Annotated in this window: 24 protein-coding genes, 2 tRNA genes and 1 pseudogene; 19 read left to right on the top strand and 8 right to left on the bottom strand. The window is 70.7% G+C overall.

All coding sequences use genetic code 11. The annotated features are described in order from the left end of the window. Positions 1-131: 131 nt before the first annotated feature. The gene (locus OG819_RS42180) at positions 132-923 is read right to left on the bottom strand and encodes a VOC family protein (protein WP_266631974.1); all 792 of its coding nucleotides are present in this window, start codon (positions 921-923) and stop codon (positions 132-134) included. Positions 924-1,156: 233 nt separating this feature from the next. On the opposite strand from OG819_RS42180, the gene OG819_RS42175 reads away from it, so the two are divergent. The 5 genes from OG819_RS42175 (at position 1,157) to OG819_RS42155 (ending at position 3,956) form a co-directional block, all read left to right on the top strand. Beyond that, a complete protein-coding gene (locus tag OG819_RS42175) occupies positions 1,157-1,405 on the top strand; it encodes a WhiB family transcriptional regulator (RefSeq protein ID WP_266634938.1) in 249 nt (82 codons plus the stop codon). Positions 1,406-1,576: 171 nt separating this feature from the next. Beyond that, a tRNA-Ala gene (locus tag OG819_RS42170) sits at positions 1,577-1,648 on the top strand. 31 nt (positions 1,649-1,679) lie between these two features. Continuing rightward, positions 1,680-1,751: transfer RNA gene (locus OG819_RS42165), tRNA-Glu, on the top strand. Between the two features lie 28 nt (positions 1,752-1,779). Beyond that, entirely contained in the window at positions 1,780-3,114 is a 1,335-nt protein-coding gene (locus tag OG819_RS42160) for an SDR family NAD(P)-dependent oxidoreductase (RefSeq protein ID WP_266631977.1), read from the top strand. Beyond that, positions 3,108-3,956 carry a hypothetical protein gene (locus OG819_RS42155; protein WP_266654455.1) on the top strand — a complete coding sequence of 283 codons (849 nt, stop codon included), beginning with the start codon at positions 3,108-3,110 and terminating at the stop codon, positions 3,954-3,956. Before OG819_RS42160 ends, OG819_RS42155 begins: the two co-directional genes overlap by 7 nt. Here the strand turns inward: OG819_RS42155 and OG819_RS42150 are convergent. The 3 genes from OG819_RS42150 to OG819_RS42140 all read right to left on the bottom strand — a co-directional run bounded on the left by OG819_RS42150 (position 3,868) and on the right by OG819_RS42140 (position 7,587). Continuing rightward, positions 3,868-4,845, bottom strand: a complete 978-nt coding sequence (locus OG819_RS42150; RefSeq protein ID WP_266654453.1) for an acyl-ACP desaturase — start codon at positions 4,843-4,845, stop codon at positions 3,868-3,870. The genes OG819_RS42155 and OG819_RS42150 overlap by 89 nt on opposite strands. Positions 4,846-5,021: 176 nt before the next feature. Then, the gene (ddaH, locus tag OG819_RS42145; protein WP_266631981.1) at positions 5,022-5,798 is read right to left on the bottom strand and encodes a dimethylargininase; all 777 of its coding nucleotides are present in this window, start codon (positions 5,796-5,798) and stop codon (positions 5,022-5,024) included. Between the two features lie 154 nt (positions 5,799-5,952). After that, complete coding sequence (locus tag OG819_RS42140; RefSeq protein ID WP_266654451.1) at positions 5,953-7,587, bottom strand: ABC-F family ATP-binding cassette domain-containing protein; 1,635 nt, start codon at positions 7,585-7,587, stop codon at positions 5,953-5,955. 345 nt (positions 7,588-7,932) lie between these two features. Between OG819_RS42140 and OG819_RS42135 the strand changes: the two genes are divergently transcribed. Together OG819_RS42135 and OG819_RS42130 are read left to right on the top strand one after the other, a co-directional pair. Then, positions 7,933-8,613 carry a GPP34 family phosphoprotein gene (locus OG819_RS42135; protein WP_266654449.1) on the top strand — a complete coding sequence of 227 codons (681 nt, stop codon included), beginning with the start codon at positions 7,933-7,935 and terminating at the stop codon, positions 8,611-8,613. A gap of 123 nt (positions 8,614-8,736) precedes the next feature. Further along, positions 8,737-9,594 carry an isocitrate lyase/phosphoenolpyruvate mutase family protein gene (locus tag OG819_RS42130; protein WP_266654447.1) on the top strand — a complete coding sequence of 286 codons (858 nt, stop codon included), beginning with the start codon at positions 8,737-8,739 and terminating at the stop codon, positions 9,592-9,594. Between the two features lie 15 nt (positions 9,595-9,609). Here the strand turns inward: OG819_RS42130 and OG819_RS42125 are convergent, their stop codons facing one another. Then, entirely contained in the window at positions 9,610-10,026 is a 417-nt protein-coding gene (locus OG819_RS42125) for an SsgA family sporulation/cell division regulator (protein ID WP_266631989.1), read from the bottom strand. 258 nt (positions 10,027-10,284) lie between these two features. Between OG819_RS42125 and OG819_RS42120 the strand changes: the two genes are divergently transcribed. The 4 genes from OG819_RS42120 to mmpA all read left to right on the top strand — a co-directional run bounded on the left by OG819_RS42120 (position 10,285) and on the right by mmpA (position 12,808). Further along, a complete protein-coding gene (locus OG819_RS42120) occupies positions 10,285-11,373 on the top strand; it encodes an oxidoreductase (protein ID WP_266654445.1) in 1,089 nt (362 codons plus the stop codon). Positions 11,374-11,476: 103 nt separating this feature from the next. Then, positions 11,477-11,803: a plasmid stabilization protein gene (locus tag OG819_RS42115; protein ID WP_266654443.1), complete on the top strand. Its 327-nt coding sequence runs from the start codon at positions 11,477-11,479 to the stop codon at positions 11,801-11,803. Positions 11,804-11,851: 48 nt separating this feature from the next. Next, entirely contained in the window at positions 11,852-12,586 is a 735-nt protein-coding gene (locus OG819_RS42110; protein WP_266654441.1) for an endonuclease V, read from the top strand. A gap of 75 nt (positions 12,587-12,661) precedes the next feature. Then, positions 12,662-12,808: a morphogenic membrane protein MmpA gene (gene mmpA, locus OG819_RS42105; protein WP_266431944.1), complete on the top strand. Its 147-nt coding sequence runs from the start codon at positions 12,662-12,664 to the stop codon at positions 12,806-12,808. Between the two features lie 17 nt (positions 12,809-12,825). Here mmpA and OG819_RS42100 read toward each other — a convergent pair whose 3' ends face one another. Next, positions 12,826-13,998, bottom strand: a complete 1,173-nt coding sequence (locus tag OG819_RS42100) for a trans-acting enoyl reductase family protein (protein WP_266631995.1) — start codon at positions 13,996-13,998, stop codon at positions 12,826-12,828. Positions 13,999-14,363: 365 nt separating this feature from the next. Between OG819_RS42100 and OG819_RS42095 the strand changes: the two genes are divergently transcribed. The 5 genes from OG819_RS42095 to OG819_RS42075 are packed head-to-tail and all read left to right on the top strand — an operon-like array spanning position 14,364 to position 21,183. Continuing rightward, on the top strand, positions 14,364-15,530 hold the full coding sequence (locus OG819_RS42095) for a CaiB/BaiF CoA-transferase family protein (protein ID WP_266654439.1): 1,167 nt from the start codon (positions 14,364-14,366) through the stop codon (positions 15,528-15,530). Next, on the top strand, positions 15,530-16,543 hold the full coding sequence (locus OG819_RS42090; protein WP_266631999.1) for an LLM class F420-dependent oxidoreductase: 1,014 nt from the start codon (positions 15,530-15,532) through the stop codon (positions 16,541-16,543). Before OG819_RS42095 ends, OG819_RS42090 begins: the two co-directional genes overlap by 1 nt. 14 nt (positions 16,544-16,557) lie before the next feature. Continuing rightward, complete coding sequence (locus tag OG819_RS42085) at positions 16,558-17,700, top strand: acyl-CoA dehydrogenase family protein (protein ID WP_266654437.1); 1,143 nt, start codon at positions 16,558-16,560, stop codon at positions 17,698-17,700. A gap of 30 nt (positions 17,701-17,730) precedes the next feature. Next, a complete protein-coding gene (locus tag OG819_RS42080; RefSeq protein WP_266632003.1) occupies positions 17,731-18,945 on the top strand; it encodes an acetyl-CoA C-acetyltransferase in 1,215 nt (404 codons plus the stop codon). A 57-nt stretch (positions 18,946-19,002) separates the two neighbouring features. After that, a complete protein-coding gene (locus OG819_RS42075) occupies positions 19,003-21,183 on the top strand; it encodes a 3-hydroxyacyl-CoA dehydrogenase NAD-binding domain-containing protein (protein WP_266632005.1) in 2,181 nt (726 codons plus the stop codon). Positions 21,184-21,241: 58 nt separating this feature from the next. On the opposite strand, the pseudogene OG819_RS42070 reads toward OG819_RS42075, so the two are convergent. Together OG819_RS42070 and OG819_RS42065 are read right to left on the bottom strand one after the other, a co-directional pair. Next, positions 21,242-22,464: pseudogene (locus OG819_RS42070) on the bottom strand (RNA-guided endonuclease InsQ/TnpB family protein). Between the two features lie 298 nt (positions 22,465-22,762). Then, complete coding sequence (locus tag OG819_RS42065; protein WP_266654435.1) at positions 22,763-23,524, bottom strand: MerR family transcriptional regulator; 762 nt, start codon at positions 23,522-23,524, stop codon at positions 22,763-22,765. A 113-nt stretch (positions 23,525-23,637) separates the two neighbouring features. Here OG819_RS42065 and OG819_RS42060 point away from each other — a divergent pair, with 113 nt between their 5' ends. The 3 genes from OG819_RS42060 (at position 23,638) to OG819_RS42050 (ending at position 24,945) form a co-directional block, all read left to right on the top strand. Further along, the gene (locus OG819_RS42060) at positions 23,638-23,760 is read left to right on the top strand and encodes a hypothetical protein (protein ID WP_266632009.1); all 123 of its coding nucleotides are present in this window, start codon (positions 23,638-23,640) and stop codon (positions 23,758-23,760) included. A gap of 43 nt (positions 23,761-23,803) precedes the next feature. Continuing rightward, positions 23,804-24,283 (top strand): macro domain-containing protein, encoded by a 480-nt coding sequence (locus OG819_RS42055; RefSeq protein ID WP_266632011.1) that lies wholly within the window; start codon positions 23,804-23,806, stop codon positions 24,281-24,283. A gap of 185 nt (positions 24,284-24,468) precedes the next feature. Next, on the top strand, positions 24,469-24,945 hold the full coding sequence (locus tag OG819_RS42050; RefSeq protein ID WP_266654433.1) for a hypothetical protein: 477 nt from the start codon (positions 24,469-24,471) through the stop codon (positions 24,943-24,945). The last annotated feature ends 6 nt before the right edge of the window (positions 24,946-24,951 follow it).

Below are 24,951 nucleotides of genomic sequence, written 5' to 3'. Positions count from 1 at the left end.
TCCCCGTTTTCCGGGAGGCGGGGAGGGCTGGGAGGGGCAGGGAGGGGTGTGACGGACGGAGGCCCGGCGTCTCCGGTCCTGAGGAGGTCGGTGGGGTCCATGCGCGGGGCCCCACCGAATCGGTCCGTATTTCAGCTCTGCGGCGTCGCGCTCTTGATCACCGCGAAGCGCGCCCCGTACGGATCGGCGAGCTTCGCCATGCGGCCGACGCCCTCCAGGTCCGTGGCGGGCATGCGGACCGTGCCGCCGAGCTCCTGGGCCTTACTGACGGCGGCGTCCGCGTCGGTGACCTCGAAGTACGGCAGCCAGTACGCGCCCGACCGGGCCTCGGTCGGGTCGTCGGCCAGCGGGACGACGCCGCCGAACATGTCCGACTCCTCCGCCCCGGCGGGGTTGATGCAGGTGTACGTGCCTCCGGGGAACGCAACGGCCGAGGTCTCCCAGCCGAACACGGAGTTGTAGAACGCGGCGGCCGCCGGCTCGTCCGGGGTGTAGAGCTCGACCCAGCACAGCGAACCCGGGTCCCCCGCCACGTCGATGCCCTTGGTCAGGGCCGGTTGCCAGATACCGAAGGGCACACCCGCCTCGTCCCCGAGAATCGCCATGTGACCCTGGCCCATGACATCCATGGGCTGGACGATCACACTGCCGCCGGCCTGCTCGGCCGCCTTGGCCGTGGCCTGCGCGTCGGGGCTCTGGAAGTACACCGTCCAGGAGGGTGGGCCCTGCTCCTCGGTGGTCTGCATACCGCCCGCGGCGGTCTTTCCGGCGAGCTGGAAGAAACCGTAGCCGCCGGCGTCGGGGCCTGCCGACTGGAACTGCCAGCCGAAAAGGCCGCCATAGAAGGATGACGCGCCTTCGATGTCCGGGGTGCCGACATCGAGCCAGTTCGGAGCGCCGGTGACAAAGCGGGTGGTGAGCATGTTGTGCCCTCCTTTGAGGGGTCCCGTTGCCTGTACTGCCGAGTCTGGCACCGCCCACTGACAATCGCTGCCAGGACTCCCACCACCGGCAGGAGAGACCATGGTGATTACCCTGGGTGATCGGTTATGTTTGTTTTGTTTTCATACTTTGCGGCGAGCCGCCTGGCGCCTCGGAACGTGGCGTTGATCCCGCGTTGATCGAACGTTTTTCGCCGCGCGGCACGATCGTCGTCATGCACACCGACACCATCACCCCGGCCGACTCCGCCTGGCAGGAGCAGGCGTTGTGCGCGCAGACCGGGGCCGATTTCTTCTTTCCCGAGCCGGGCAGCTCGGTGCGTGAGGCCAAGCGCATCTGCGCGATGTGCGAGATGCGCTCCGTCTGCCTCGAGTACGCGCTGAACAACGACGAACGCTTCGGAGTCTGGGGCGGCCTGTCCGAGAAGGAACGGCTCAGCCTCCGGCGCTCGGACCAGAACTGACCCCTACGACGCCGAACTGCCCCCTACGGCGCAGGGCCTCGCGCCGGACGCCGTGAACAGCCGCGTCCGGGCGGTACCTTGCCCCGGTCCGGTGCCCTGTCGTGATGCGGTGCCCTGCCGTAATTCGGTGGGGCCATCCGGCGTGCGGTGGTTACGATCCCCGTGGCGCACCCGGGCGTAGAGCAGAGGCAGACTCGCCGCCTTGGCAAGGCGGATACGCCGGTTCGAATCCGGTCGTCCGGGCTGCGTCCGGCCGGACGGACCGGGACAGCAGGGTCCTGTAGAGCAGAGGCAGACTCGCCGCCCTCTCAAGGCGGATACGCCGGTTCGAATCCGGTCAGGACCACGGCGGCGCACACGCGGGGCGGGGACACATGGGTGACGGCGGCGCGATCACGCAGGACGAACTGGCGGCATTCCATCGTACGGTCGGCAAGCTGCGGGCGCTGCCCGTCGACGACCCGGTGAGGCTGCGCGCCGAACAGGTCGCCGCGTCCTTCGCGCGGGACGGGCGGGTGCGCAGGCGCAAGGTGCGCGGCGCCGAACTCTCCGCCGCCGACGCGGCCGTGATGGCCGCGACCGCGACGGGAGCGCTCGACCGGCGGGAGGATGCACCGCTCGACCGTCCCGGGGGCGGCGGTGTCTTCGTGAAGCCCCGTTCCTGCTATGTCTGCAAGACGCCCTATCGACAGGTCGACGCCTTCTACCACCGGCTGTGCCCGGACTGCGCCTCGGACAACACCGCCCGGCGTGCGCTCGCCACCGACCTGAGCGGCCGTCGCGCGCTGCTCACCGGAGGCCGGGTCAAGATCGGCTTCCAGCTGGCCCTGATGATGCTGCGCGACGGCGCCGAACTCCTGGTCACCAGCCGCTTCCCGCACGACACCATGCGTCGCTTCCGCGTCGAACCGGGCAGCGCGAAGTGGCTGGACCGGCTGACGGTGCTGGCGGTGGACCTCCGTGATCCTCGTCAGGTACTGGGGATCTGCGAGCAGCTGAGGCAGGAGGGTGAGCCCCTCGACATCCTGGTCAACAACGCCGCGCAGACGGTGCGGCGGCCCGCCGAGTCGTACGCGCTGCTGGCCGGTGGGGAGCGCGCCGGGCTGCCCGAAGGGGCTCGGGAGGCGCCGGGGTTCACGCCGATGCGGGCGCTGGCGAGTGGTTCCTCGGCGCTCCCCGCGGCGTTGCGGGAGGCCGACGAGGCCGGGCTGCTGCCCGATCCCTCCCCGGAGAACTCCTGGTCGGCGCGGCTGGGCGAACTCGACCCGGCCGAGGTCCTGGAGACCCAGTTGGTCAACGCGCTCGCCCCGGCACTGCTCTGCGACCGGCTGCTGCCCCTGCTGCTCGCCTCGTCCCACCCGCGTCGATATGTCGTCAACGTGACCGCCGTCGAGGGCCGCTTCGCCGTACGGAACAAGACGGCGGGCCATCCGCACACCAACATGGCCAAGGCCGCCCTCAACATGCTCACGCGCACCAGCGCCACCGAACTTGCCGAGCAGGGCGTGCACATGTGTGCCGTCGACACCGGCTGGATCACCGACGAGAACCCCGCCCCCAAGAAGGAGCGGATGGCGGGCGCGGGGTTCCGCACCCCCCTCGACATCGTGGACGGAGCGGCCCGGGTGTACGACCCGATCGTGCGGGGCGAGGCGGGCGCACCCGTGTCCGGGGTGTTCCTCAAGGACTACCAGGAGGCGGAATGGTGAGCGAGCCGGAGTGGAAGCCGGACCCGCGGTTCGCGGGCGTACCGGCGGTCGTACCGCGCCCTTTGACCGAACTCGCCCCGTTGCTCGACTGGTTGCGCGACGGCCGCCCGGCCGGCGAGCGGCTGGACTTCACGGGCGGTACGGCGCTGCCCGACGGGCGCCTCGACCTGTGCAAGCAGGGACTCGGAGCGCGGGGCGCGGCGCTGGTCGCCGAGGCCCTCTCCGAGATGTCCACTGTCTCGGACGGACCCTCTCCCGTACGGCACTTGCTGCTCGGCACCGACGCGCTCGGCGACGAGGGCGCCGCCGCGTTCGCCGCGCGTGCCGAGGTCGAGACGCTGTACCTCGGCTGCAACGGGATCACCGCGGGCGGCGCCTGCCGCATCGCCGACAACCTCCGCGCCTCACCGCGGGTCGTCACGGGCGTCTGGCTCAAACGCAACCCGCTCGGCAGCGGGGGAGGGCGTGCCGCACGGACGGCCCGGGAGCTCGGGGAGCGGCTGCGGCGGCAGGCGCACGAGGGGGATCCCGACGTCCTGCTGGCCGTGGTGCGGCGGCTGGGTGCGCACGGCGGACACGGCGAGGGACTGCTCGCGGCGGCCGTGACCGGGGCGATCGGCGCCCGCACGGGCTGGGCCGCGCCCTGGCGGGAGCGGCTGAGAGCCACTGCGCCGCCACCCGGTGGCCGACGTGTGGGACGTGGCGCTGGACCAGGTGACGGCGTACGAGTGAAGCGGCTTCGGCCGGAGAGGGTCAGCCGGCGGCGCGCGCGGCCATCCGCGCCTTGCGGGCCGCGAGCTTCTCGTCGAACTTCGAGGCCTCCGCGTTCAGGCCGCCCATGAAGAAGCCGAGCTCCTCCTGGGCCTGCAGGCCCTCGGGGCCGAGGCCGTCCATCTCCAGGACCTTCAGGTGACGCAGCACCGGCTGCAGCACGTCGTCGTGGTGGATGCGCATGTTGTAGACCTCGCCGATGGCCATCTGCGCGGCGGCGCGCTCGAAGCCGGGCATACCGTGTCCGGGCATCCGGAAGTCGACGACGACGTCGCGCACGGACTGCATGGTCAGGTCGGGGGCCAGCTCGAACGCGGCCTTGAGCAGGTTCCGGTAGAAGACCATGTGCAGGTTCTCGTCGGTCGCGATGCGCGCCAGCATGCGGTCGCAGACCGGGTCGCCCGACTGGTGACCGGTGTTGCGGTGCGAGACGCGGGTCGCGAGCTCCTGGAAGGCGACGTACGCGACCGTGTGCAGCATCGAGTGGCGGTTGTCCGACTCGAAGCCCTCGTTCATGTGCGCCATACGGAACGCCTCGAGCTTGTCGGGGTCGACGGCGCGCGAGGCGAGCAGGTAGTCGCGCATCACGATGCCGTGCCGGCCCTCCTCCGCGGTCCAGCGGTGCACCCAGGTGCCCCAGGCGCCGTCACGGCCGAAGAGCGCGGCGATCTCGTGATGGTAGCTCGGCAGGTTGTCCTCGGTGAGCAGGTTGACGACCAGCGCGATCCGGCCGATCTCCGTGACCTTGGACTGCTCCTTGTCCCAGGCCTCGCCGTCCTCGAAGAAGCCGGGGAAGTTGCGGGCGTCGCTGAACGGCACGTACTCGTGCGGCATCCAGTCCTTGGCCACCTTGAGGTGGCGGTTGAGCTCGGTCTCGACCACTTCTTCCAGCGCGTAGAGCAGCCGAGCGTCGGTCCAGGCGGCGGGCGGGCTGCCAAGGTGGGGAGAAGTGATCGTCACGGGTGCTCCAGGGGGACGTGAAAAGCGAGTTGCTGAGCGGGTTACTCGGCTGGTTTCCGAGCGGAATCGAAACCTACGGCATCGTAGGCTACGTATCCGTAGGTTACGAAACCGTAGGTTAAGTTCGCTGTAAAGAGCGCCTGATCAGTGGGGGTCTCGGCGGGGAGCGGGCACATTCAGAGGTACAGCTCCCGGAGTCGTACTGAGAGGCAGGTCACGCAGCCCTCGAGCTTCTCGAACTCGCTGATGTCCACGAGCACGGGCTCGTGACCGAGGCCCGCGAGCAGCTCCGCCGTCCTCGGGGCGCTCGCCGCCATCAGCAGCTTTTCGCCGCCGAGCAGCACGACATGCGCCCCGGACTCCTCCGGCACCGGCAGGAAGCGTGGGAACAGCGAGGCCGTGTCCACCAGCGGCTCATGGCCGATCACGGTCCCGTCGGGCAGCGCGGTGACCGCCGACTTCAGATGCAGCACCTTGCTCACGGGTACGGCCACGACTCGCGCCCCGAGCGGTTCGAGGGCCGCCCGCAGCTGCTGGACCCCGGCCGCGTTGGTGCGCCCGCCGCGGCCCACGTACACCGTGTCGCCGACCTTCAGGACGTCACCGCCGTCGAGGGTGCCCGGCTCCCAGATCCAGTTCACCGAGCAGCCCAGCCGGGCCACTGCCTCCTCGACCCCGGCGGTCTCGGCACGCCGGGACTCGGCGCCGGGGCGGGAGATCAGCGCGACATTGCGGAAGACGACCACGGCGTCCTCGACGAAGACGGAGTCGGGGCAGTCGTCCGCCGGATCGACCTCGACGGTCTCCCAGCCGTGTGTGCGCAGCGCCTCCGCATACGCCTCCCACTGCTCTACGGCCAGGTCGACGTCCACCTTCTCGCGCTCGATGTGCGTCACCAGCCCCTCGGCGAGACGGGGACTGGGCCTGCGGATGAGGGCTTTCTGGCTGGGCACGGTGCGGTCTCCGAATCGGCAGGGTGCGTCGGCGCACATCATGCAGCGCCGTTCGCGCGCACAACAGCCCCCGAATCGGCGCGGGCGGCTCCCGGGCCTCGGCAGCGGAGTGCCGACGCCCGAGAGTGACGTTAGTCAGCCTCCGGGACCGGCGCTATGTCGGATACCCGACAGGTTCCTGCGTCGTTTCTTTCAGTTCTCCTCCTTCCAGCAGCAGCCGGCGTGTGATTCCGATCGACTCCAGGAACGGCAGGTCATGGCTGGCGACGATCAGCGCGCCCTCGTAGGACTCGAGCGCCGTGGTGAGCTGGCGGACGCTCGCCAGATCGAGGTTGTTCGTCGGCTCGTCGAGCATCAGAAGCTGCGGTGCGGGCTCGGCGAGCATCAGCGCGGCGAGCGCCGCCCGAAAGCGTTCGCCGCCGGAGAGCGTCGCCGCCCGCTGGTCGGCCTTCGCCCCCTTGAACAGGAAGCGGGCGAGTCGCGCCCGGATCCGGTTGTTGGTGGCGGAAGGCGCGAACCGGACCACGTTCTCGACCACGGTCCTCTCCCCGTCGAGCACATCGAGCCGCTGGGGCAGAAACCGCAGCGGCACATGGACCCGCGCCAGACCGGACACGGCCTCCAGCTCTCCGGCGATCGTCCGCAGCAGCGTCGTCTTGCCCGCGCCGTTGCGCCCGATCAGCGCCACCCGCTCGGGCCCGCGCAGATCGAACACACCGTCCACGCGCGTGCCGTACCGCAGCACCAGGTTCTCCAGCGTGAGGACGGTACGGCCCGGCGGCACGGCCGTGTACGGCAGGTCGACACGGATCTCGTCGTCGTCCCGTACGGCCTCCACCGCGTCGTCGAGCCGTTCCTTCGCCTCGGCGAGCTTCTCCTCGTGCATGACGCGGTGCTTGCCCGCGGACTCCTGGGCGGCCCGCTTGCGCGCACCCATGACGATCTTCGGCTCGCGCTTCTGGTCGAACATCTTCTGGCCGTAGCGCCCTCGACGGGCGAGCTTGACCTGCGCGTCGACCAGTTCGCGCCTCTGCTTCTTCAGGTCGGCCTCGGCGACGCGCACCATGCGTTCCGCCGCCTCCTGTTCGCCGGCGAGGACCTCTTCGTACGCGGAGAAGTTGCCCCCGTACCAGGTGACCTCTCCCGAGCGCAGATCGGCGATCTGGTCGACCAGGTCCAGCAGTTCACGGTCGTGGCTGACCACGACCATGACCCCGGACCAGGCCTCGACGGCCGCGTACAGCCGCCTGCGCGCGTACAGGTCGAGGTTGTTCGTGGGTTCGTCCAGCAGCAGGACGTCCGGGCGGCGCAGCAGCAGCGCGGCCAGGCGCAGCAGTACCGACTCGCCGCCCGAGACCTCGCCGATGGTGCGGTCCAACTCGACGTGTCCGAGCCCGAGTTCACCGAGCATCGCGAGTGCCCGCTCCTCGACGTCCCAGTCGTCGCCGACGACCTCGAAGTGCTCCTCGGCCGTGTCGCCCCTCTCGATGGCGTGCAGCGCGGCACGCGTGGCGGCGATGCCGAGCGCCTCGTCGACCCGCAGGGCGGTGTCGAGCGTGACGTTCTGCGGCAGGTACCCGACCTCGCCGTTGACGCGGATCGTGCCCTCGTCCGGGGTGAGTTCGCCCGCGATCAGCTTCAGCAGGGTCGACTTCCCTGATCCGTTGACGCCGACGAGCCCGGTCCTGCCGGGGCCGAAGGAGATCTGGAGGTCGTCGAAGACGGCGGTCCCGTCGGGCCAGGCGAAGGAGAGGGAGGTACAGCTGAGGGAGGTGGGGAAAGTAGACATGAAGGCCTCGCGGTTACTGGGTGCGGTCAGGGGCACGCGTTCGGGACACCGCGAGGTGACGACGATCCGGTCGGGAGGGCGGAAACAAGGCCCCGCACCGGAGGACGGCTCATACGCCGAGGTCGCACGCTACGCACACGGGGGTGGAAAGAACCCACCGTGTGACGCGGTGTCTCAGACCTCAGACGAGCAACGTCCTTCTCCGATCGACGACAACAGGACCGCTGTACACCGTAGGAACGGCCCTGAACGCTGTCAACGCATTAACGTGGCCCCGACCTCGACCCCGCGTGGCCCCGATCTCGACCCCGCGTGGCCCCGGCCTCGACCCCGAAGGAGACGCCCGTGCCCAACGGCTCGCTGTCGCTGCCCGCCCGGCTCTATCTGCTGGCCTGGGACACCACGAGGCTCAAGGTCACCGGCGCGACCCATCTCCACCACCTGGTGCGCGCCGGCGCCCTCACGGAGCTCGCCCAGCGAGGGCTGCTCGCCGACGTGGACGGCATCGCCACGCCGGTCGACGCCGACGCCCGTACAGGGGACCTGGTCCTCGACGGGCTGCTGGAGCTGGTGGAGGAGTCCCGGCCCCGGAAGTGGAAGGCGTGGGTGACCCTGCGGGCGCGCGTCACCCTGGACGCGGTCCGCGCGCAGCTCGCCGCCGAGGGGTACCTGCGGGCCGAGAAGAAGCGGGTGCTCGGACTCTTCCCGTCCGTGGAGTACGAACTGGATCGGGTGTCCGCGGCGGTGGCGCTCCAGGAGGAGGCACGGACCGTGCTGCAAGGGCCCCTGCCCGTCGTGGAAGTCTCCGACCGCGACGCGGCCCTCGTCGCTCTCGCCGCCGCGGCCGAGCTGCGCACCCTGGCGTCCGGGAAGGACCGCAAGCTGTACAAGCAGCGCATCGAGGAGCTGACCGACCGGAGCGGAGCGGCGGCCCCGGCGCTGAAGAAGGTCATCCAGGAGGTCCGCACCGCGATCGTCGTCGCGGCCACGGCGGCATCGACCTCGGGGGCGGCAACGGGGGGATGAAGCGTCCGGCAAGGGGCGCGGGGAACCGCGCGCCGGCCGCCCCCGGCTACGCTTCCCGGTTCCGCACGCACATGTCGCATTCCTGCCAGCCTCCACCCCGCCCCCGGTGATGGGATCGTCCCCATGACGAACCAGAACCCCACCCACGAAGCCGCCCTCGCCTTCCGCGCCCTGCACACCCCCGGCCGCCCCCTGATCGTCCCGAACGCCTGGGACACGGCGAGCGCGCTCCTGGTCGAGGAGGCAGGAGCGGCCGCCGTCGCGACGACCAGCGCGGGGCTCGCCTGGGACCTGGGAACGGCCGACGGGGACCGGCTGGATCGGGACCGGGCCCTCGGCGCGGTCGCACGCATCGCCGCCGCGGTCCGGGTCCCGGTGAGCGCGGACATCGAGAGCGGCTACGCGAAGGACGCCACGGGCGTCGGGGACACGATCCGCGCGGCGCTCGCGGCCGGCGCCGTGGGCGTGAACCTCGAGGACGCGCTGTACGACGGCGAGGGTGACGACGTCGGCGGCGGCCGTGGCCCGCTGCGCCCGGTCGCCGAGCAGGCGGAACGTATCGCCGCGGCCCGCGCCGCAGCCGATGCGGCGGGCGTTCCGCTGTTCATCAACGCCCGCATCGACACTGTTCTGAGGGGCGCCGGAGGGGTCGAGGAGACCCTGGAGCGAGCCGCGGCCTTCCTCGCCGCCGGAGCCGACGGGATCTTCGTCCCCGGGGCCGTCGACCCGGAGACGGTGAAGTCGCTCGTGGCGGGTGTCGAGGGCCCGCTCAACGTGCTGGTCGGCCCTGGTGCGCCGTCCGTCGCCGAGCTGGCCGCGCTCGGGGTCGCCCGGATCAGCGCGGGCTCGAGCATCGCGCAGGCCGCGCACGCCGTGGTCCGCCGTGCCGCGCGGGAGCTGCTGAGCGCGGGGACCTACGACTCGCTGACCGGTGGACTCGACTACGCCGAGCTCAACACCGTGCTGGGCGGCGGTCGCTGAGGACGGGGGCGCCGCTCAGCAGGTGCCCCGCATCAGCTCCGCCAGGTCGTGGTCCAGGTCGACCTGGAGATGCTCGAGCCCGACGGGCACCAGCTCGGTCGTGCGCTGCAGGAACGTCCGCATCTCGCCCGAGCGCACATGCACCACGGCGGTGCCCTCGGGGGCGTGGAACTCCAGAACGGTGCGGTCGTAGCCGTACGGCCGCACCCGTACGTCGCCGTACCCCACCGAGTCCTCCATGCCGGACGTGAGCAGCTCGCGTGCGAACGTCCAGCAGACCTCCACGCCTTCCAGCGTGGCCGGGGCGGGGAAGGTCATACGGACGGCGAAGGGGTCGCTCCGGTCGTAGTGGAGTGTGGCGGGAATGCTCGGCATCCGCGGGGCGGCGGCGACGAGACGGGCCTCTACGGGCTGCTCGATGACGGTGGACAACGCCTTGCTCCCTTGTGACGGCTGGACGAACTCCGGGCGGATGAGGCCAGGCAATGTAGGAGACGACGGAATGAGCCATTCAGTGCACCTGAAACCCAGTGACCTCTGTCACCGAGTTCATTCACCTCGGTGACACGTAGTGATCCGTTTCTCGTTCCGACATGCCCGCGATACCGGAGAGGACACCAACCGCGGCCCCCGGGTTCCCGCCGAAGGCCATCTGGACGGCGCCAAGGGAGTGGGCTAGCTTCGCCCGCCATGAGGGGCTTGGGGAAGTCGAGACGTACGAGTCGGGCGGTCACCGTGGGACTGTGCGCGGCGGCGTTCGCCGCCGCGCTGACGGCGGCGCCCGCGCAGGCACACGAGGCGGGGAAGGCGGCCCACTGGGCGCTCAAGGACAGCAGCAGCGACGTTCGCTTCCGCGGACTGTCGGCCGTCAGCCGGGACACCGCCTGGGTGGCGGGTTCCCAGGGCACTGTCCTGCGGACCACCGACGGCGGCGCGAAGTGGCGGAACGTGTCGCCGCCCGGCGCCGCCGACCTGGAGTTCCGCGACATCGAGGCGTTCGACGCGCGGCGCGCGGTGGTCCTCGCCATCGGTGAGGGCGAGGCCTCCCGGGTCTTCAGGACCGACGACGGCGGCGCGACCTGGACCGAGTCCTTCCGCAACACCGACGCGAAGGCCTTCTACGACTGTCTGACCTTCTTCGACCGGCGCCACGGCCTTGCGCTGAGCGACCCCGTGGACGGCAGGTTCCGCATCCTGTCCACCAGCGACGGCGGACGGTCCTGGAAGGTGCTGCCCAACGACGGCATGCCCGCCGCACAGGACGGCGAGGCGGGCTTCGCCGCCAGTGGACAGTGCCTCGTCAGCGCGGGATCGCACGATGCCTGGCTGGCCACCGGCGGGGGCGCACACGCACGTGTGCTGCACTCCACCGACCGGGGACTGACCTGGAAGGCGGCCGAGACGCCGATCCCGGCGGGCGACCCGGCGCGTGGCGTCTTCGCCCTCGCCTTCCGGGACCGCGCCCACGGCCTCGCGGTCGGCGGCGACTACCGCGCCGACCAGGCATCGCCCCAGGCGGCCGCCCTCACCCCCGACGGCGGGCGCACCTGGACGCCGGCCGTCCAGCCGCCGCCCGCCTACCGCTCCGGTGTCGCCTGGCTCCCGCACAGCCGCACCTCCGCGCTCGCGGTCGGCCCGACCGGCACCGATCTCACGACCGACGGCGGCCGCACCTGGCACGCCCTGGACACCGGCTCGTACGACACCGTGGACTGCACCCCCGACCTGGGCTGCTGGGCGTCCGGGGAGAAGGGCCGGGTGGCACGTCTGGAGCGGTGATCGCCGCGTGCCCCGCGACGAGTGGGGTACCCGTGTCGCCGAGACGCAATGAAGAGATCGGCGACACGGAAGCGATCCGCGACACGGAAGGAAGTGAGCCGTCATGCCTCGTGGCTCCAGCCCCAAGCGCGAACGCCAGTACGAGCACATCAAGGAGAGCGCACTCGACCGGGGAGAGAGCAGGGATCGCGCCGAGGAGATCGCCGCGCGCACCGTCAACAAGGAGCGCGCCCGGTCCGGCGAGTCGAAGACCGCGAGCCGCACGTCCACCCAGGACATCTCCTCCGGCAGGCGCGGCGGCCTGCGCTCCCACCAGGGCGCCCAGGGACCCACCTACGACCAGCTGTACGAGGAGGCCAAGCGCCGCGACATCCACGGCCGTTCGGACATGAACAAGGAGGAGCTGAGGCGCGCGCTGGGCGGCAAGTGACCGGCCGGGGATCTCCTCGGGTGCCGGGGGTCTAGTCTCGTCAGCACCATGAACACCACGTCGAACACGGTACCGATTCCTGCGGGTTGGCCCGTGACCGAGGAGCAGGCCCGCGCCGTGCAGGACGAGCTGCGGGGGCGCGTGGTCCTCGACGAGCCAGGGCCGCCGCCGGGCACCGGCAGGGTGACGGGCGTCGACGTGGCGTACGACGACGAGCGGGACGTCGTCGTGGCCGCGGCCGTCGTGCTCGACGTGGCGACCCTCGTCGTCGTCGCCGAGGCGACCGCCGTCGGACAGGTCTCCTTCCCCTACGTTCCCGGGCTGCTCGCCTTCCGCGAGATCCCGGCCGTGCTGGCCGTGCTCGACGCGCTGCCGTGCGCGCCGGGTCTCGTGGTCTGCGACGGCTACGGGCGCGCCCACCCCCGCCGTTTCGGCCTCGCAAGCCACCTCGGCGTACTCACCGGGTTCCCCACGATCGGGGTGGCCAAGAACCCGTTCACCTTCTCCTACGAGGAACCCGGCGCGCGGCGCGGCAGCGCCTCCCCGCTGCTCGCGGGCGAACCGACGGGCCCGGAGGAGGTCGGCCGCGCACTGCGCACCCAGGACGGCGTCAAGCCGGTCTTCGTCTCGGTCGGCCACCGCATGAGCCTCGACAACGCCTGTGCGCACACCCTCGGGCTCGCCCCGAAGTACCGCCTCCCGGAGACCACCCGAAGCGCGGACTCCCTGTGCCGGCGGGCCCTGAAGGAGACAACTCCCTCGGAAGCCCCACCCGTTGACTGAGTACGTGCCCTGAGTAGTTGTTCTGAGTACCTGTACGGATGCGGGGGCGCCGTCATGATCGGCAGGCTGTTCCGCATGACGACGCACCGCTCCCCGAAGCCCGCCGCCGGCACCACCCAGCCCGTCGAGCGCACCGTGATGGCCGCGCTGGTCCTCTCCGTCCTCGCCGGGGTCGGCTGGATCGGCGGGATGATCTATACGGTGCTGGGCTGGCCCCTCTAGGGACCTTCCGGACGGTTCTACCGGGTCGCGGCCACCCGGAAGGTGATCCCCGCCCCGCGCAGCCGGTCGATGAGCGCGTCGCCCATCGCCACCGCCGTCGTGACCTGTCCCGCCGTCTTGGGCAGGTCGTCGAAGGCGAGGGACAGCGCGGACTCCGCGAACATCTTGGCGGTCTCGCCGTAGCCGGGGTCGCCGCCCGCGACCTCGGTGTACACGCGCCGCCCGCCGCCCTCGCCCACGAACCGCACCGAGAACCAGCTCTTCGCCCGCAGGGAGGCACTGGGGCCCTCGCCCGGCTTGATCCGGTCGGACAGCCAGCGTCGCGCGGGCGGCACCTGGGCCGCCGCGAACACCGCGCCGACGGCGGTGACCCCGCCCAGCGCGACCGGCAGCCGTTCGACGGCCGCGTAGTGGCGGTAGCGGAAGTCGGGCCCGTAGCGCTCCAGCGCCCGCGCCGAGCGCTGCACGACCTGGGCGTCGATCGTGGGCAGCGGCAGCGCCCACGCCCCGACCTCCTTGGCGAACCGCGGCGCGCTCAGCGGCGCGTACGCCCGCCGCCCCACCAGCCGCGGTTCGTGCCGCCCGCGATCCCGCGCCGCGGCCAGGATCTGCCGCCCGCGTGCGAACTGGGTGAGCGCGGAGGTGAAGGTGCCGCCCGAGAACATCGCCCGGGTGCGGACGAAACCGTCGACCCGCAGCGGCACACCCTCGGGCAGCTGCCGCACCGTGAAGTAGGCGCCCAGGTCGTGCGGTATCGAGTCGAAACCGCAGGCGTGCACAAGGCGCGCCCCGGTCTCCCGCGCGCGTGCGTCGTGCCGGACGTACATCAGGTCCACGAATTCGGGCTCGCCGGTGAGGTCCAGATAGTCGGTGCCCGCGTCGGCGCAGGCGGCGACCAGTTCCTCGCCGTGCAGGACGTACGGCCCGACCGTACTGGCCACCACGCGCGCGCTGCGGGCGAGTTCGCGCAGTGACGCCGGATCGGCGACATCCGCCCGCAGCACGTCGGGGGCACCGGACAACCGCTCCCGCAGCCGCTCCAGCTTCTCCTCGCCGCGGCCCGCGATCGCCCAGCGCAGCCCTTCGGGCGCGTGCGCGGCGAGGTACTCCGCGGTGAGGGCCCCGACGAACCCGGTGGCTCCGAAGAGCACGATGTCGTACGTGCGAGCCGTCTCGTTCAGCCTGCTCATGACACCCCTCTGTCGGGCGCGAAGCGCCGTTGTCGGTGGCTGAGGCTAGCGTGAGGTACGAGCAGCCGAACGATTGAGGTCGACGTAGAGGTCGGAGGTGGCCATGACCGTGCCGGGGAATGCCCTGAAAAAGCGGGAGAAGGCGTGTGACCTCACCCTCGGCCCGAAGGCGATAGCCCCGGCCGGGCGAGGCACGTCGGCCACGCGGCGGCATACCCGCTGACATGCCCTGTTTCGTCACTTTTCATCACGATACGCCACCCGGGATTTAACTAAGCGCTTGCTCGCTGGGGGCTTGCCCGGCGTGGTACACGTTCTTAACATCACTGATGTCACATCAGTGGTGTCACAGTGCTGGGGGTTCGATGGCAGTGGCAGGGACGCCGGCGCACGGCCCGCTGGCCGGAGTGCGGGTGGTGGAGCTGGCGGGCATCGGCCCCGGCCCGTTCGCCGCCATGCTCCTCGCCGACCTCGGCGCGGACGTGGTCCGCGTGGACCGGCCCGGCGGCACGGGGCTCGCCGTCAACCCGGAGTACGACATCACCAACCGCAACAAGCGGTCGGTCGTGATCGACCTGAAGGTCGAGGACGGTCCCGCGCGCGTCCTCGACCTGGTCGAACGCGCGGACATCCTCGTCGAGGGGTACCGCCCCGGCGTCGCCGAGCGTCTCGGCGTCGGCCCCGAGACCTGCCACGCCCGCAACCCCCGACTCGTCTACGGCCGGATGACCGGCTGGGGCCAGCAGGGCCCGCTCGCGCCGCGTGCCGGGCACGACATCGCGTACATCGCCCTCACCGGCACCCTCGGCATGATCGGCAGGCCGGACGAGCCGCCCACGGTCCCCGCGAACCTCGTCGGCGACTACGCGGGCGGCTCGCTCTACCTCGTCGTCGGCGTCCTCGCCGCGCTCCACCACGCGCGCGCCACCGGCGTCGGGCAGGTCGTGGACACGGCGATCGTCGACGGCGCCGCGCACCTGGCCTCGATGATCCACGGCATGCTCGCCGCGGGCGGCTGGCAGGACCGGCGCGGCGCCAACCTCCTGGACGGCGGCTGCCCGTACTACGGCACGTACGAGACGGCCGACGGGAAGTACATGGCGGTGGGCGCCCTGGAGCAGCAGTTCTACGCCGAGTTCGTGGAACTGCTCGGCATCGAGGAGTACGCCGACGCCCGCAAGGACCTGGCCCGCTGGGGCGAGCTGCGCGAGGCGGTCGCGGCCCGCTTCAAGACCCGCACCAGGGACGAGTGGAGCGCGGTCTTCGAGGGTTCCGACGCCTGCGTGGCCCCCGTCCTGTCGCTGCGGGAGGCCCCGGCCCATCCCCACCTCGCCGCCCGCGGCACCTTCACCGACCACGGCGGCATCACCCAGCCCGCCCCCGCACCCCGCTTCTCCCTGACCCGCACCTCCGTCCGCACCGGCCCCGCCCTGCCCGGCGCCGACACCGCGGACGTGGCCCGCGACTGGGACGTACCACGGCTGACGGGGCACGGCCTCATGAAGGACGACTCGATGAAGGACGGCGACTGATGGAGCTCTCCCTCCCGCTCGACTACGCCGGCGACCCCCGGCAGGCCGCCGACGAGGTCGCCGCCCTGGAGTCCGCGGGTCTGGACGCCGTCTGGGTCGCGGAGGCCTACGGCTTCGACGCGCCCACGATCATGGGCTATCTGGCCGCCCGCACCGAGCGCATGAAGATCGGCTCCGGGATCCTCAACGTCTACTCGCGCACCCCGGCGCTCCTCGCGCAGACCGCCGCCGGACTCGACGCGCTCTCGGGCGGCCGCGCCATGCTGGGGCTCGGTGCCTCGGGCCCGCAGGTCGTCGAGGGCTGGCACGGGAAGGCGTACGACAAGCCGCTGGGCCGCACCCGCGAGGCCATCGAACTGACCCGCCGCATCCTGCGCCGCGAGGTCATCGACCACCACGGCATCACCGACATGCCCCGCCCCGGCGGCCCGGGCAAGCCCCTGAAGCTCCTCACCAAGCCGGTGCGCCCCGACATCCCGCTTTACGTGGCGTCCCTGGGCCCCGCCAACGTCCGGATGACCGCCGAAGTCGCCGACGGCTGGCTGCCCACCCTCTTCATCCCGGAGAAGGCCCACCAGGTGTGGGGCGGCCCCCTCGCGGAGGGCGCCGCACTGCGGGACCCGGCGCTCGGCCCGCTGCGGACCGTCGCCGGCGGCCTGCTCGCCATCGGCGAGGACGCGGCGGCCGTACGGGAACTCGCGCGACCCAAAATCGCCCTCTACGTAGGCGGCATGGGCGCCCCCGGCAAGAACTTCTACAACGACCTCGCGGTGGCCTACGGCTACGAGAAGGAGGCCCGGCTCATCCAGGAGCTGTACCTCTCCGGTCGTAAGAAGGAGGCCGAGGCCGCCGTACCGGCCGAGTTCTGCGAGCTGATCTCGCTGTGCGGGCCGGAGAGCTATGTGCGCGAGCGGGTCGAGGCCTTCCGGGAGGCCGGGGTCGACATGCTCAACATCACTCCCGTGGGGCCCGAGCCGACCCGGCTGGTCGAGACCGTCAAGAGCTGGCTCTAGGAGGGCATTCGCGCATGAAGCGGCAGATTTTCGGCGCCGAGCACGACGCGTTCCGTGAGACCGTGCGCACCTTCCTCGGCAAGGAGGTGACGCCGTACTACGAACAGTGGGAGAAGGACGGCATCGTCTCGCGCGAGGCCTGGCGCGCGGCCGGCAGGCAGGGGCTGCTCGGCCTCGCCGTACCGGAGGAGTACGGAGGCGGCGGCAACGCCGACTTCCGCTACAGCGCCGTACTCGCCGAGGAGTTCACGCGCGCGGGGGCCGCGGGTCTCGCCCTCGGGCTGCACAACGACATCATCGGGCCGTATCTGACGGACCTGGCCACCGAGGAGCAGAAGCGGCGCTGGCTGCCCGGGTTCTGCGACGGCTCGCTCATCACGGCGATCGCGATGACGGAGCCCGGCGCCGGATCCGACCTCCAGGGCATCAGGACGCACGCCGAGGACCGGGGCGAGCACTGGCTGCTCAACGGCTCCAAGACCTTCATCTCGAACGGGATCCTGGCCGACCTGGTGATCGTCGTCGCGAAGACGACCCCGGAAGGCGGCGCTCACGGTCTGTCTCTGCTCGTCGTGGAGCGCGGCATGGCAGGCTTCGAACGTGGCCGCAACCTCGACAAGATCGGTCAGAAGGCACAGGACACGGCCGAGCTGTTCTTCCACGACGTACGCGTCCCCAAGGAGAACCTGCTCGGGGAGCTCAACGGCGCCTTCGTGCACCTCATGACGAACCTCGCGCAGGAACGCATGGGCATCGCCGTCGCCGGGATCGCGGCGGCCGAGCACCTGCTGGAGATCACCACCCAGTACGTCAAGGAGCGCGAGGCCTTCGGACGGCCGCTCTCCAAGCTCCAGCACATCCGCTTCGAGATAGCCGAGATGGCGACCGAGTGCGCCGTCACCCGTACGTTCCTCGACCGCTGCGTCGTCGACCACACGAACGGGGAACTCGACGCCGTGCACGCCTCGATGGCCAAGTGGTGGGCCACCGAACTGCAGAAACGCGTCGCGGACCGCTGCCTCCAGTTGCACGGCGGCTACGGCTACATGGCGGAGTACCGCGTCGCCAGGGCCTTCACGGACGGCCGCATCCAGACCATCTACGGCGGGACCACAGAGATCATGAAGGAGATCATCGGCCGCTCCCTGCTCGGCTGATCCTCCGCACCCTCCCCGAAAGGCTTATCAGTGAGCACCGAAGCGTACGTGTACGACGCGATCCGCACCCCGCGCGGGCGCGGCAAGGCGAACGGCGCCCTGCACGGCACCAAGCCCATCGACCTGGTCGTCGGGCTCATCCACGAGATCCAGCGCCGCTTCCCGGGCCTGGACCCGGCCGCGATCGACGACATCGTGCTCGGTGTCGTGGGCCCGGTCGGCGACCAGGGCTCCGACATCGCGCGGATCGCAGCCATCGCCGCCGGACTGCCCGACACGGTCGCCGGAGTCCAGGAGAACCGCTTCTGCGCCTCGGGCTTGGAAGCCGTCAACCTGGCCGCGATGAAGGTCCGCTCCGGCTGGGAGGACCTGGTGCTCGCGGGCGGCGTCGAGTCGATGTCCCGCGTGCCCATGGCCTCGGACGGCGGCGCCTGGTTCGCCGACCCGATGACCAACATCGCCACCAACTTCGTGCCGCAGGGCATCGGCGCCGACCTCATCGCCACCATCGAGGGCTTCTCACGGCGTGACGTCGACGAGTACGCGGCCCTCTCCCAGGAGCGCGCGGCCGCCGCCTGGAAGGACGGCCGCTTCGACCGGTCCGTCGTCCCCGTGAAGGACCGCAGCGGACTCGTCGTCCTCGACCACGACGAGCACATGCGCCCCGGCACCACCGCCGACTCACTCGGCAAGCTGAAGGCCTCGTTCGCGGACATCGGCGAGCTGGGAGGCTTCGACGCCGTGGCGCTGCAGAAGTACCACTGGGTCGAGGAGATCGACCACGTCCACCACGCGGGCAACTCCTCCGGCATCGTCGACGGCGCCTCCCTGGTCGCCATCGGCTCCAAGGGGGTCGGCGAGCGCTACGGCCTCACTCCCCGCGCGCGGATCGTCGCCGCGGCCGTCTCCGGCTCCGAGCCCACCATCATGCTCACCGGCCCCGCGCCCGCGACCCGCAAGGCGCTCGCCAAGGCCGGACTGACCATCGACGACATCGACCTCGTGGAGATCAACGAGGCCTTCGCCGCCGTCGTCCTGCGCTTCGTGAAGGACATGGGCCTGTCCCTGGACAAGGTCAACGTCAACGGTGGCGCGATCGCACTCGGCCACCCGCTGGGCGCCACCGGCGCGATGATCCTCGGCAGCCTCGTCGACGAACTGGAGCGCCAGGACAAGCGCTACGGCCTCGCCACGCTGTGCGTGGGCGGCGGCATGGGCATCGCGACCATCGTCGAGCGCCTGTAACCCCCGGCGGACCCCCAGACTTCCACGGCTTAAACGGCTTCTACGGAGACCCTCCTCATGACCGAGAGCACCACCATCCGCTGGGAACAGGACGAGACCGGTGTCGTCACCCTCGTCCTCGACGACCCCAACCAGTCCGCCAACACCATGAACCAGGCCTTCAAGGACTCGATCGCGGCGATCGCCGAACGCGCCGAGGCCGAGAAGGACTCCATCCGGGGCATCATCTACACCTCCGCCAAGAAGACCTTCTTCGCGGGCGGCGACCTCAAGGACATGATCAAGGCAGGTCCGGAGAACGCCCAGGACGCCTTCGACACCGGCATGGCCATCAAGTCCTCCCTGCGCCGCATCGAGACCTTGGGCAAGCCGGTCGTCGCCGCGATCAACGGCGCGGCCCTCGGCGGCGGCTACGAGATCGCCCTCGCCTCGCACCACCGCGTCGCCCTGGACGCCCCCGGCTCCAAGATCGGCCTGCCCGAGGTCACCCTCGGCCTGCTGCCCGCGGGCGGCGGCGTCACCCGCACCGTCCGCCTCATGGGCATCACCGACGCGCTGCTGAAGGTGCTCCTCCAGGGCACCCAGTACTCCCCGCAGCGGGCCCTGGAGAACGGGCTCGTCCACGAAGTGGCGGCCACCTCCGAGGAGATGCTCGCCAAGGCGCGCGCCTTCATCGACGCCAACCCCGAGTCGCAGCAGCCCTGGGACAAGCCCGGCTACAAGATCCCGGGCGGCACGCCGTCGAACCCGAAGTTCGCCGCCAACCTGCCCGCCTTCCCGGCCAACCTGAGGAAGCAGCTGAACGGCGCCCCCTACCCGGCCCCGCGCAACATCATGGCGGCCGCCGTCGAGGGCTCCCAGGTCGACTTCGAGACCGCGCAGGTCATCGAGGCCCGCTACTTCACCGAGCTGGTCACCGGGCAGACCTCGAAGAACATGATCCAGGCGTTCTTCTTCGACCTCCAGGCGGTCAACTCCGGTGCCAACCGCCCCCAGGGCATCGAGCCGCGCCCGGTCCGCAAGGTCGCCGTCCTTGGCGCCGGGATGATGGGCGCGGGCATCGCCTACTCCTGCGCCCGCGCGGGCATCGACGTCGTTCTGAAGGACGTGTCGGCGGACGCGGCGGCCAAGGGCAAGGCCTACTCCGAGAAGCTCTGCGCGAAGGCCGTCTCCCGGGGCCGTACGACCCAGGCGAAGGCCGACGAACTGCTCGCCCGCATCACGCCCACCGCCGACCCGAACGACCTGGCCGGCTGCGACGCCGTGATCGAGGCCGTCTTCGAGGACACGGCCCTCAAGCACAAGGTGTTCCAGGAGATCCAGAACGTCGTCGAGCCCGACGCGCTGCTGTGCTCCAACACCTCGACCCTGCCGATCACCGTGCTCGCCGAGGGCGTGGAGCGGCAGGACGACTTCATCGGACTGCACTTCTTCTCGCCCGTCGACAAGATGCCGCTCGTCGAGATCATCAAGGGCGAGCGGACCGGTGACGAGGCACTGGCGCGCGCCTTCGACCTCGTACGACAGATCAAGAAGACCCCGATCGTCGTCAACGACTCGCGCGGCTTCTTCACCTCCCGTGTCATCGGCCACTTCATCAACGAGGGCGTCGCGATGGTCGGCGAGGGCATCGAGCCCGCCTCCGTCGAGCAGGCGGCGGCCCAGGCCGGCTATCCCGCCAAGGTCCTCTCCCTGATGGACGAGCTGACGCTCACCCTGCCCCGCAAGATCCGCAAGGAGTCCAAGCAGGCCGTCGAGGAGGCGGGCGGCACCTGGCAGACGCATCCGGCGGAGGCGGTCATCGACCGCATGGTCGACGAGTTCGGCCGCACCGGGCGCAGCGGCGGCGCGGGCTTCTACGAGTACGCCGAGGACGGCAAGCGCGGCAAGCTCTGGCCCGGGTTGCGCGAGCACTACACCAAGCCCGGCTACGAGATCCCGTTCGAGGACATGCAGGAGCGCATGCTCTTCTCCGAGGCGCTGGACACCGTCCGGCTCCTGGAGGAGGGCGTCCTGACGTCCGTCGCCGACGCCAACATCGGGTCCATCTTCGGGATCGGCTTCCCGGGCTGGACCGGCGGCGTGCTGCAGTACATCAACGGCTATGACGGCGGTCTGTCCGGATTCGTGGCGCGCGCGCGTGAACTCGCCGAGCGCTACGGGGAGCGGTTCACGCCGCCCGCGCTGCTCGTCGAGAAGGCGGAGAAGAGCGAGGGCGAGAGGTTCGGCGACAATTGACTTGCTCCGTGGGCTGAAGCCCGAGGGTTCTGGCCTTCCCGCCCGGAACCCCGTGCCGCTACGCGGCACGGGGTCCCGGCGGGGATCCGTGGCTTCCTGTTTCTTCGCGCTGTGCCGGGACGAGTCCTGGTCTTACCTGCGCTCCGCAGGCTGTCACCGCCAGTCCGGCGGCCGTTTTGACGTTCTTCGCGGCGTTGTGGTCCCGGTCGTGGAGGGTGCCGCAGGCGGTGCAGGTCCATTCCCGGACGTTCAGGGGTTTGGGTCCGCCTTTGATGCCGCAGGCCGAGCAGGTCTGGGAGGTCGGCTCGAACCGGCCGATCCTGACCAGGGTCCGGCCGTACCGGGCGGCCTTGTATTCCAGCATGTGGACGAATGCCGACCATCCGGCGTCGTGAACGCTCTTGGCCAGCCTGGTGCGCGCGAGTCCTTTGACCGCCAGGTCTTCCACGCCGATCGCTTGGTTGTCGCGGATCATCGTGGTGGAGAGCTGGTGGTGGAACTCACGGCGGGCGTCGGTCACCTTCGCGTGGGCGCGGGCGACCTTGAGGCGGGCCTTCTCCCGGTTCTTGGATCCCTTCTGCTTGCGGGAGAGCTCCCGCTGGGCCTTCTTCAGCTTCTTCTCCGCCCGGCGCAGAAACCGCGGCGAGTCGATCTTCGTCCCGTCGGAGAGGACCGCGAAATGGGAAAGGCCCAGGTCGACGCCGACAGCCTGGTCGGTACCGGGCATCCGGGCGGCGTCCGCGGCCGGGTCGGTGTCGACGACAAACGAGGCGAAATACCGTCCGGCCGCGTCCTTGACCACGGTGACCGACGAGGGCTGCGCGGGCAGGGACCGGGACCACTTCACCTTCACCGCACCGATCTTCGGAAGGTTCAGCCTCCCGGAACCGGTGAGCGACCAGCGGGCATTGGCCGTGAAGCGGATCGACTGACGGCTGTCCTTGCGGGACTTGAAGCGGGGCGCACCGCTCTTCGCACCTTTCCGCTCGCCCTTGAGGGAGGCGAAGAAGTTCTTGTAGGCGGCCTCCGCGTCGCGCAGGGACTGCTGGAGGACGACCGCGGAGACCTCGCCCAGCCAGGACCGCTCGGGTGTCTGCTTCGCCTGGGTGATCAGCTTCCGGGACAGCACACCCGCCGTGGGGAAGGGTTCGCCCGCCCTGCGGGCGTCCTCACGGCACGCACGGCGTCGTTGTACACGACGCGGGCGCACCCGAACGCCCTGGCCGGCGCAAGGCGTTGGCCCGGTTCCGAGTACAGCCTGAAGGCATACCGAAGCTGCATGCGGTGATCGTACGAACGAGCGCCACCCACTACCAGAGGGAACGTATGAACGGTCAGTACTCCCTTGAACCGGGGGAGTGGAACGGGCCGAACGGGATAGGCGTCGCCCGGCTCGTCGGACCGGGCCCCGTGACGCTCCGCGTCGGCCATGGTGACGCCTGCCCTCTCATGCTCCGCAGGACAGCATCCGTGACGCTCCGCGCCACCATGACAGATTCGCTTCACCACCGGCCTGAAGGCCGATGCACTGCGAATGAATCCCGGTAGCGCCGACACGTCAGTGAGCGGGGAGAGTGGCTCAGGACTCCTTGAGCCACTCCCGCAGCTCCTCCTTCAGGGAGCGCTGGAACGTGGTCAGCAGCGCCTGCACCACCAGCGGCTGCATGTGCGCCGACAGGGACTTCACCGCCGCCACCGACTCGTGCTCGCCCACCGCCTCGCGCAGCAGCGCGGACAGCTCGCGTGCCGCCGCGCGGGAGTGCTCCAGCAGGACGCCGCGCGCGGCGAGGATCGACTCGTGCGCGAGCGGGACGTCGAGGAGCTGGACGCCGAGGGCCAGCAGCGCCGGGTCCACTCGGAAGGAGACCGGTGAGCCCGGAGAGACCGAGGAGCCTGGGCAGTCCATGGAGCCCATCGTCTCCGGGGCGCCCTCGGCGCCGTCGATGACGTTCATCGCGACCAGCCGCTCCAGATCCTCCTCGCCCAGGGGGCGGCCGGCCCGCCGTTCCAGTTCCTCGCGTGTCACGTCCTCCGCGGCGTCCGGCGCCCAGGAGGCGACCACGGCGCGGTGGAGGGCGAGATCCTGGGCGCTCAGGTCGGCAGGCAGCTGCTGAAGATGGCGCTCGATCGCGGCCAGCGTCATGCCCTGGCGCTGCAGCTCCTCGATCAGCGCGAGCCGGGCCAGATGTTCCTGGCTGTAGTGCCCCACCCGGCGGGGTCCGATCACGGGCGGCGGGAGCAGCCCCTTGGAACTGTAGAAGCGGACGGTACGGACCGTGACGCCCGCGCGTGCGGCCAGCTCGTCGACGGTGAGCGTCGGCTCGTCGGTGTCCGTCGTCATGGCAGGTCCTTGCCTCTTCGATGGTGCGGTGATCGGGTGCAACAGTATTGCTGTCTCACCGGTCCTGTGAAAGCGCTGTCGAGGATTTATGCACTCTTTGATCACCATGTGAGATGTTTCGCGATACCCTGCTCCTCGTCCCGGTGATCGCGGCCCTGCTGATCGGCGGCTGGTTCGCGATCCGCCACCGCGTCTCGACGACCACGGACCAGGAACTGAGAGAGCTGACGAAGTAGCGGGCCGGACGCCGTTGTCAGTGGCTGCACCTACGGTGGCGTCATGTCGGAGATCACGTATGTCCGGGGTGATGCCACCGCTCCGTCGGGCAAGGGCGTCAAGCTGATCGCCCATGTCTGCAATGACATCGGGGGCTGGGGGAAGGGCTTCGTCCTGGCCCTCTCCCGCCGTTGGACCGAGCCCGAGGCGGCGTACCGGGCGTGGCACCGGGACCGCGCCCACAACGACTTCGGGCTGGGCGCGGCTCAGTTCGTCCAGGTCGAGAAGTACGTGTGGGTGGCGAACCTGATAGGCCAGCGGGGCATACGGACGGGCAGCAAGGGGGTCCCTGTCCGCTACGAGGCGATCGACATGGGCCTCGCCCACCTCGCGACCAAGGCCGCCGAGCTCGACGCATCCGTCCACATGCCTCGCATCGGCTGCGGTCTGGCCGGCGGTCACTGGTCCCGCGTGGAGCCGCTCGTCACGCGACGGCTGGTGGAGCAGGGGGTGGCGGTGACGGTGTACGACCACGGGGAGTGAGCGGTGCCCGAAACCCGGCCGCGGGCTCGCGCGACGGCGTTGTCGGGTACGGGGTCCGTCGGTGGCCGGGAGCGCGGTTCCCCGCGCCTGTGACAGGGCGCCGGGGTCGGCTGGAAGGGCTACTTTCGGTCAACTCTGGCGCAGATGCGCGTTGGTTCGCACGCATGAGCGGGTAAGTCACGGCCATGGAACTCATCCCCTACCCGATAGGTCCACTCAACCCGAAGGTTCAGGACGTCGGCTACGCCCTGGCGCTGTTCGCCTTCATCTATGTGTGCGTCACCCGCGTACTCCCGCGGATGAACCGGGCGCTCGAACTGCGGGACGACGCGATCAACGGCACCAAGGAGCGTGCCGAAGCCGTGCGCGCCCGCGCCGAGAGTGAGCGTGCCGCGACCGAGGTCCTGTTGGCCGAGGCCCGCCACGACGCCGCCCGGATCCGCCAGCAGGCCCTCGAACAGGGCTCCGCCCTGATCGCCGAGGCCCGCGCGGACGGGCAGCGCGAACGTGACGCCGTCGTGGCCGACGGCCGCGCCCGCATCGAGTCCGAGTGTGCGGCGGCCGAGGTCGAACTCCGTATGTCCGTCTCGGAGTTGGCCTCGGAGCTGGCGAGCCGCATCGTGGGCGAGCGGATCGCGGCCCCGGTGGAGCAGGGCAACTGACGCCCG

It is taken from the genome of Streptomyces sp. NBC_01549 (assembly GCF_026339955.1).
GTDB lineage: Bacteria > Actinomycetota > Actinomycetes > Streptomycetales > Streptomycetaceae > Streptomyces.
Note: the sequence above shows the minus strand (reverse complement) of the source record. Positions and strands in the feature narration are given on the sequence as shown.

Bases quoted from the DNA above. Each gene is read 5' to 3' on its own strand.
- OG819_RS42090 (WP_266631999.1), top strand. From the start codon at position 15,530: ATGGAGCTCTCCCTCCCGCTCGACTACGCCGGCGACCCCCGGCAGGCC.
- OG819_RS42175 (WP_266634938.1), top strand. From the start codon at position 1,157: ATGCACACCGACACCATCACCCCGGCCGACTCCGCCTGGCAGGAGCAG.
- OG819_RS42155 (WP_266654455.1), top strand. From the start codon at position 3,108: ATGGTGAGCGAGCCGGAGTGGAAGCCGGACCCGCGGTTCGCGGGCGTA.
- OG819_RS42130 (WP_266654447.1), top strand. From the start codon at position 8,737: ATGACGAACCAGAACCCCACCCACGAAGCCGCCCTCGCCTTCCGCGCC.
- OG819_RS42085 (WP_266654437.1), top strand. From the start codon at position 16,558: ATGAAGCGGCAGATTTTCGGCGCCGAGCACGACGCGTTCCGTGAGACC.
- OG819_RS42100 (WP_266631995.1), bottom strand. From the start codon at position 13,998: ATGAGCAGGCTGAACGAGACGGCTCGCACGTACGACATCGTGCTCTTC.
- OG819_RS42160 (WP_266631977.1), top strand. From the start codon at position 1,780: ATGGGTGACGGCGGCGCGATCACGCAGGACGAACTGGCGGCATTCCAT.
- OG819_RS42065 (WP_266654435.1), bottom strand. From the start codon at position 23,524: ATGACGACGGACACCGACGAGCCGACGCTCACCGTCGACGAGCTGGCC.
- OG819_RS42140 (WP_266654451.1), bottom strand. From the start codon at position 7,587: ATGTCTACTTTCCCCACCTCCCTCAGCTGTACCTCCCTCTCCTTCGCC.
- OG819_RS42110 (WP_266654441.1), top strand. From the start codon at position 11,852: ATGAACACCACGTCGAACACGGTACCGATTCCTGCGGGTTGGCCCGTG.
- OG819_RS42180 (WP_266631974.1), bottom strand. From the start codon at position 923: ATGCTCACCACCCGCTTTGTCACCGGCGCTCCGAACTGGCTCGATGTC.
- OG819_RS42095 (WP_266654439.1), top strand. From the start codon at position 14,364: ATGGCAGTGGCAGGGACGCCGGCGCACGGCCCGCTGGCCGGAGTGCGG.
- OG819_RS42055 (WP_266632011.1), top strand. From the start codon at position 23,804: ATGTCGGAGATCACGTATGTCCGGGGTGATGCCACCGCTCCGTCGGGC.
- OG819_RS42060 (WP_266632009.1), top strand. From the start codon at position 23,638: ATGTTTCGCGATACCCTGCTCCTCGTCCCGGTGATCGCGGCCCTGCTG.
- mmpA (WP_266431944.1), top strand. From the start codon at position 12,662: ATGACGACGCACCGCTCCCCGAAGCCCGCCGCCGGCACCACCCAGCCC.
- OG819_RS42115 (WP_266654443.1), top strand. From the start codon at position 11,477: ATGCCTCGTGGCTCCAGCCCCAAGCGCGAACGCCAGTACGAGCACATC.
- OG819_RS42075 (WP_266632005.1), top strand. From the start codon at position 19,003: ATGACCGAGAGCACCACCATCCGCTGGGAACAGGACGAGACCGGTGTC.
- OG819_RS42050 (WP_266654433.1), top strand. From the start codon at position 24,469: ATGGAACTCATCCCCTACCCGATAGGTCCACTCAACCCGAAGGTTCAG.
- OG819_RS42120 (WP_266654445.1), top strand. From the start codon at position 10,285: ATGAGGGGCTTGGGGAAGTCGAGACGTACGAGTCGGGCGGTCACCGTG.